The sequence below is a fragment of the Streptomyces sp. SYSU D01066-1 genome (genome assembly GCF_054956795.1).
Map to the genome: position 1 here is coordinate 70,655 of NZ_JBUDHV010000037.1, position 6,320 is coordinate 76,974.

Sequence of the window (6,320 nt, forward strand, 5' to 3'; positions counted from 1 at the left end):
GGGGACGGGGAACTACCCCTCGGCGACGCGGGTGATCTCGGCACGCACCGCGGAGACGAGCACGCTGTTCCACATGGCGATTCGGTCGGTCTGGTTGGCCCAGACCCGCTCCTTCTGGAAGATCTCGTTGAGCATGAGGTACAGGAGGCTCTTGAGGACCGGGGCGTCGTTGGAGCCGCCGCGTCGGGCGCCGTTGAAGACCTGCCGGTAGTCCCGGTTGAGAACGACCCGGCGCTCCTTGTGATCGATGGTGAAGAGCAGGTCGGCGGGGTCGACGCCGTCCGGCACGTCGAGACGCGCCCAGGTGAAGGTGATCGGCTCCTCGCCCTCCAACTGCGGGATTTCGTCCCGCAGTGTCCGCTTCAGCTTCGGGTCGAGGCCCTTGCCGGGCGGAATGACGGCCTTGCGTCTGACCTCCGTGCGGCGACGCGCGGCTTCACGGTAGGTCGCCTCGGCCTCTTGGACGTACGCGCCGAAACTGTGGTCACTTCCGGAGGCCGTCGCCTTCTCCAGCCCCCGCCCGAACGCCGGGGTCACCTGGACGCCGTCCTTCTTGACGGTCAGGGCGAACACGTCATTGGGTTCGGCGGGCAGGTCGACGGCGATGCGGGCGAGGGCGAGGTGACCCTCGGGGCTGCGGGTGTCGTTCCAGCCACCGGCCTGGACGAGGCGATCATGGCGGTAGAGGTAGAAGCCCTGGCGCTCGGCGAGCGGACCGATGCCGCGGTAGGCGACCAGCGGTGACTTGGGCGGCCATATGTGCGCGACGAGCGGGACGTCACCGACTCCCTCGACAGGGGCGACGTAGGTACGGGGGTAACCGGCGCGGCCCGGGACGCGGTAGCCGAACGGGTCGATGGGCTCCACACCCCGGTGGTCCAGTTCCTCCCGGGTGTGCACATCCTCCACGACGATGTCGATGTGGAAGCCCTCACGGGCGAGGAAGCGGTGGAGATAGAGGCCGAGGTGGGTCTCCAGCCGCTCGATGGCGTCGTCGAGGTACCGGTCGGTCTGCCCGTCCGTGATGGTCTCGAACGCGCGGACCTGGTCCCAGCGCACGATAGTGCCGTGCCAGCCGATCACGCCGTCATAGCGGTCCACGAGATCCTGGCAGTACGTCGAGTCGACGATGTCGCAGGTGAAGTCGGCCTGCGCACGAGAGGCGAGCCAGCGGCGACCGGCCGACGGACTGCGCTTGGTGCGGCTGATCAGGGTGAGTGCGGCGGCGTGCGAGAGCGAGGCGGCCTTCAATCCGGCGCCGAAGTGTCCGAGGGCGTCGGCCGCGTATCCCTCGCGTCCGCCGACGGTCATCGCCGTGTCGAGGCCCGCCTCGTCCATGCCGTGGCCGTCGTCGATGACGAGCAGACCGACGAGACGGTCACGACCGCCGTGCTCACCGGTGTCGCGCAGGAAGCTCACGACGATGTTGTGGGCCCCCGCGTCGATGGAGTTGTCGATCAGGTCCGCGATGGCCGCTTCGAAGCTGTACCCCTGGTGCGCGAGCGAGTCGAACGACCTGGCCGCCGGAGGCAGCCTCTTGCTTCCATTGGTGGGTACGTCGAACTGCCAGTCCGAAGACGGCTGGTAGGGCGGCATGCAGGTGTTCCTCGTGGGCCGGGGACATGCCCGGGGCGGGTGCGAGCATGCCGGTTCAGCTGGTCGTCCGTGACGTTAGCGCGTCCCGGTTGTGGAGGAGTAGGGGGATCGGGGGAAAAGGGACGGGTCTCATGGAAAGCGCGCCGGTGAGCGAATCCGACGAGGCAGACGACTCCGGCACGCACCGGAGCGCCGTCGAGGACGGACCACCGCTCGTGGACCGGACCCGGCGTGCGGCGGACGCGGTGGCAGTCGTGGACAAGGGCACGCGGAGCATGGAGGCCCGATGATGTCCGTCGGGAGCGGACGGATCTCTCGTTCCGGCGAAGACCCCCATAGCTGCTGTCGGGGTGCGGCCGTGAGGCGCGGTAGGTGAAACCCGGTGGCCGCCGTGCCCAGGTTGTCGCTACCGTCGGGCTCCCGGTCGGCCGTGTCGGCGGTTGCCTCGTCCAGGAGCGTTTCCCGTGATCAGCCCCCGAGCAACGACGACCCTGTGGCGTCCCACCGGTCCCGGAGAACTCGAGTTGGTGCGCGAGCTGGACTGGCGTGCCTGGCCGCCGCGCCTGCCCGAGCAGCAGATCTTCTACCCGGTCCTCAACGAGGACTACGCCGTCAGGATCGCGCGGGACTGGAACGTCAAGCACGACGGTGCCGGCTTCGTCACCCGCTTCGACGTCGAGTCGGACTTCCTGCGCAGGTACCCGGTCCAGCAGGCAGGCGGGCGGACGATTCTCGAGCTGTGGGTACCGGCCGAGGAACTCGACGAGTTCAACGCTCACATCGTCGGCAGGATCCAGCTGGTGCACGAGTTCCACTGAGCTGGGCCGCGCGGGCTCCGCGAGGCGGACGGCCGCCTCGGTGCGGTGGTCCCGCCGTGGCCGCTGTGGTCACGGCTTCACCACCGTCAAGGAGTCCGGCGAGGCGTTCGTCACGAAGCCACCGCCCGTACCAGCAGCGTCCCGATGTGGCCGGCGTGAGGGGCCTCGATGACCCGCGCGTCGGCCGTGGCGAAACCGGCGCGGGTGAGGAGGCGCTCCCACACGGCCGGGCGGTAGCTGTAGCGGTAGGTGAACATCGCCTTGCCGGCGAAGCCTCCCTTGTACATGCCCTGCGGGCCGTACGCGCCGGGGATGGCGGGCGGCTGGGAGAAGACGAGAACCCCGCCGGGCCGGAGCCGTCGGCGGACGAGGGGGAAGAGGCGGCCGGGGTCGGTGAACCAGGCCGCTCCGAAGATCGAGTAGACGGCGTCGTACTCGTCCTCGTGCTCGCTCAGGTACTCCAGGACTTCGGAGCACACGATGTCCGCGCCGGTGCCTGCCCACTGTGCGGTGGCCTTCTCGACCATGACGGGCGACAGGTCGACGCCGCGGGCGGTGATGCCGCGCCGAGCGAGGTGGGCGAGGGCGCGGCCGGTGCCGCAGCCGATCTGCAGGACGGAACGCGGGTCCCCGAGCAGTTCCGGGCCCGGTCCGTGACCGGCGTACTGGGTCCAGCAGAAACCGGGTTCCACGTCGTCCTTGAAGGCGGAGGCGGCGAAGGCGTCCCACAGTTCCGTCTCGGCGGCGATGTCGTGCGGTGCGGGCAAGGTGATTCCTCCTCGCAGGAGCCGCCGGCCCCCGTCCCGCGGAGGCCGAGGACAGGGGCCGGCGGCGGGCCGTTCAGTGGCTGTCGGGGACCTTGTTGTCGCAGGGCGAGCAGTCCGTTCCGTCGACCGCCCACGACTCCTCGTCGACGTCGAAGCCGATGGACTTCAGGAAGTCCGCCGTGCGCGGGCACAGGCCGTCCCGGCGGCGCTCGATGAACGGGGCGTGGTGCTGGTGACGGCCCTCGTTGTACATGTCGCACCGGGCCCGCCACACCGGGGTGTCGAGGATGAGCTGGTGAACGCCGATGTCGACGAGCTTGCCGACGCCCGGGTGGACCTCGGGGTGCTCCGTGCGACCGACGGTCCGCCGTGTACGGCGTCGACGCGCAGAACGTCATCGACGCGGCGCGACGAGGGCTGCGTACCCGCTGAGGCGGCAGCGTCCTGCCGGGAGGTCACCGCTTTGCAGCGGTGCTCGCTCCATGACAGTCGCCGTACGTCCGTCCCGAGCCGCACCAGCACTCGGCCCCCCGCTGCGGCGGCCAGGCGACCGCCCGCCCCCGCGCCCCCAGAGTCGTCGCGTACTGCGGCAGCAGCGACGCGTCGGCCGGGGACGCGCCCTCCGACGCCGCGAACGCCTCGTAGGACGGCACCGTGCCCCGTACGACCCCCAGGTTGCGCGTGCCCGACGACTCCAGCTCCCTCAGGGCCTCCTCCGTCGCCGACAGGTGCTCCTCGTACGACGGGTACTCCGCGGAGAGGGACGGGTAGGCGGCGAGCAGTTCCGTCAGTTCTTCGGCGGGCCAGTGGAGCATGGCGACCGGGAAGGGGCGGGAGAGGGCCTCGCGGTAGGCGCCGAGTTCGGCGCGGAGGCGGGAGATCTCGGCCTCCAGCTCGGCCGGGTTGTCCGAGCCGAGGGACCACACGCGCTTGGGGTCGTGCAGCTCGTCGAGGGAGACCGGCATGGAGTGCAGGGTGTCGGCGAGGGTGTCCCAGTCGTCGTGGGGCAGGCCCAGCATGCGGCGGACGCGGTGGCGGCCGTAGAGGAGGGGGTGGGCCGGGCGCGGGGGCTCGGGGGCGTCGGCCAGGAGGAGGCGGGCGGCCTCGGTGAAGGTCTCGTGGGCCGCCTCCAGCTCGTCGTGGGACTCCAGGGACTCCGCGACGATGATCCAGGGGGCCGGGTCCCGCGGGGACGCCGCGCGGACGCCCTCGATGATGGCCCTGGCCTCGGCCTCGTGGCCGTACTCCCAGAGGTTGGACGCTTTGAGGGCGCGGACCAGGGCCGGGTTCTCCAGGGTGGCGGGGGCGGCGAGCAGACGGTCGTAGAGGGCCGTCGCGGCGGGGCGCTCGCCGGCCAGCTCCAGGTGGGCCGCGGCCCGCAGCAGCAGGGCCTCGGCGTCCTCGGGGTACAGGCCGGCGGTCCGCTCCAGGCGTGCCGCTTCGGCGGTGTGGTCGACGTTCTCAGCGGGCGTGTCGGGGCGCATGGGGGACACCGTACTGCGGCGTGGTGACAGAGGGGTGTGGAGCCGGTTGGAGTACCGGTGGTCCGCGGACTTGCGGCGTCGGCGGGTGGCACGTCAGTGCGCCGGGCGCCGAAGTCACCCCGTCATTCGCGAGCCGACTGTGACCAGTCGGCTCTGCACCACAACGCCTCGAAATGCTCCGATGTGATGTGCAGTGCAGTGAACTCGATCTGCGCGTTCACATCACTGATTTCGCCGACGGGTACTTCGCTGAGGCCGATGTGCGAGGCTTCATGGTTTCGGTCAGCCTTGAGAAGCTTGCCGTCGCGATATTTCTGGACCTTTCTCACCTCATAACCGTCGTCACCGATCTCGCTGAAAAAAATTGTGGCCTCGTCATCGAACTCGTGGTGCCACTCCACTTTCCAGTGTTGCATCGCATCTTTCGGAACTTGATTCCGTCGAGTGGGGCAGTTCGGCTGTCGTTTTCTCCGGCCTGTCAGCTGGCTGCGGGACGGCCTGCTCATGAGAGGCGAGGTCTGCCTCCCTTTGTCGTCTTTGTAACCCACTCGTCAGCTCGGCGGATAGCCGGACCTTCGACGTGCGCAGCACCTGCGGTGTAAGCAAGCCAGAGGAGATCCTGGCAGCCGAAGAACGACTCGCCCCAACTGTCCACCCAGAGGTGCACGCGTCCAGGTCCGGCTTGGGTGACGTCCCACCATTCCCAGCCTCTGGAGTCCTCGTCCGGGTCGAACCTGTAAAGCCAGTTCTGCAAAGACCACGGTCGGCCTCCGGTGTGGTCTTTGTACGCGTCGCATCCACGCCTGGCAAAGTCTGGAGACTGTGCATCGCCCTCCGACCCGATGGCGACGAACCAGTCCGGTACATCACTGACAGGAAGGCTTTCCGCCTCGAAATCGGCGGTGGCTCCGAGACTCACCGCTGCGCTGAGAACCGACAGCAGTCGCTGTACATACTCTGTCGTGTCACCGCGAACCTCCAGCGTGAATACGCTGAGTACGGGGGGAGCGGAGCTGGGACCGGGGCGATCGCCGACACGCTCGAACTCTGCTTCCAGGCTTTCCGTGTTGTGTATCATCGAGGTGGATTTATTCTTCTTCAATGACTCGTCCAGACCCCTGGACAATGGCATTCCGGAGTTCTCCGAATAGATTTTGGAGGATCCCGTGCAGATCTTTCCCCTTTGTTGGGGCCGAAATTTCAGGGTATCCCTTCAAAAGTTGCTTCCACTCCTGCCGGGTGAAAGCGGCACCATCCGGATGGTCATCCTTGTTTTGTGGTAGAACATTCTCTCGAATGGAGTCTCGGTACTCCCGGGGGACATCGAAGGCGACGATCTCTCCGCCGTCTCCGCGGTACTCGAGGGTGTGCCTGATGTCGCCGCTCGCGTTGACATACAGCTTCCACTGCCCGTGATCGTCGCCTCGCCATTGTCTCCGATGTGTATCCGCTGGCTCAGAGGGTGGTCCGTCTGCTTCCGGTGCACGGTCACTGCGTGGCCGTTTTCGCATGGGGCCAGGCCCAAAGGATCGGACCAGCCATGCGGGTTACGGACGTAAGTGAGCGTTTGGTTCGCTGGTGTCCGTTTGGTTCGGGGTTAGGTGTCGCGCCAGTTGGTGGTGGTTTCCTGGGTGACTCGGCGGCTCATGAGGTCG

Annotated in this window: 7 protein-coding genes and 1 pseudogene; 2 read left to right on the top strand and 6 right to left on the bottom strand. The window is 68.1% G+C overall.

Annotated elements, in window-relative coordinates; all coding sequences use genetic code 11:
- Positions 1-12: 12 nt before the first annotated feature.
- Positions 13-1,596: an ATP-binding protein gene (locus ACY1JF_RS26380; protein ID WP_462707748.1), complete on the bottom strand. Its 1,584-nt coding sequence runs from the start codon at positions 1,594-1,596 to the stop codon at positions 13-15.
- Positions 1,597-1,742: 146 nt separating this feature from the next.
- On the opposite strand from ACY1JF_RS26380, the gene ACY1JF_RS26385 reads away from it, so the two are divergent.
- Positions 1,743-1,886, top strand: a complete 144-nt coding sequence (locus ACY1JF_RS26385; protein ID WP_462707749.1) for a hypothetical protein — start codon at positions 1,743-1,745, stop codon at positions 1,884-1,886.
- Positions 1,887-2,060: 174 nt separating this feature from the next.
- Positions 2,061-2,414 (top strand): hypothetical protein, encoded by a 354-nt coding sequence (locus ACY1JF_RS26390; protein WP_462707750.1) that lies wholly within the window; start codon positions 2,061-2,063, stop codon positions 2,412-2,414.
- A gap of 110 nt (positions 2,415-2,524) precedes the next feature.
- Here ACY1JF_RS26390 and ACY1JF_RS26395 read toward each other — a convergent pair whose 3' ends face one another.
- From ACY1JF_RS26395 to ACY1JF_RS26415, 5 genes and pseudogenes are all read right to left on the bottom strand, one after another.
- Positions 2,525-3,181, bottom strand: coding sequence for a class I SAM-dependent methyltransferase (locus ACY1JF_RS26395; RefSeq protein WP_462707751.1), 657 nt, complete (start codon positions 3,179-3,181; stop codon positions 2,525-2,527).
- Between the two features lie 73 nt (positions 3,182-3,254).
- A pseudogene (locus ACY1JF_RS26400) lies at positions 3,255-3,545 on the bottom strand (hypothetical protein); the annotation flags it as partial.
- Between the two features lie 91 nt (positions 3,546-3,636).
- A complete protein-coding gene (locus tag ACY1JF_RS26405) occupies positions 3,637-4,665 on the bottom strand; it encodes an SEC-C metal-binding domain-containing protein (protein WP_462707752.1) in 1,029 nt (342 codons plus the stop codon).
- 122 nt (positions 4,666-4,787) lie between these two features.
- Positions 4,788-5,171, bottom strand: a complete 384-nt coding sequence (locus tag ACY1JF_RS26410) for a DUF6881 domain-containing protein (protein ID WP_462707753.1) — start codon at positions 5,169-5,171, stop codon at positions 4,788-4,790.
- Complete coding sequence (locus ACY1JF_RS26415; protein WP_462707754.1) at positions 5,168-5,743, bottom strand: hypothetical protein; 576 nt, start codon at positions 5,741-5,743, stop codon at positions 5,168-5,170. The genes ACY1JF_RS26410 and ACY1JF_RS26415 overlap by 4 nt, the downstream gene beginning before the upstream one ends.
- Positions 5,744-6,320: the final 577 nt, after the last annotated feature.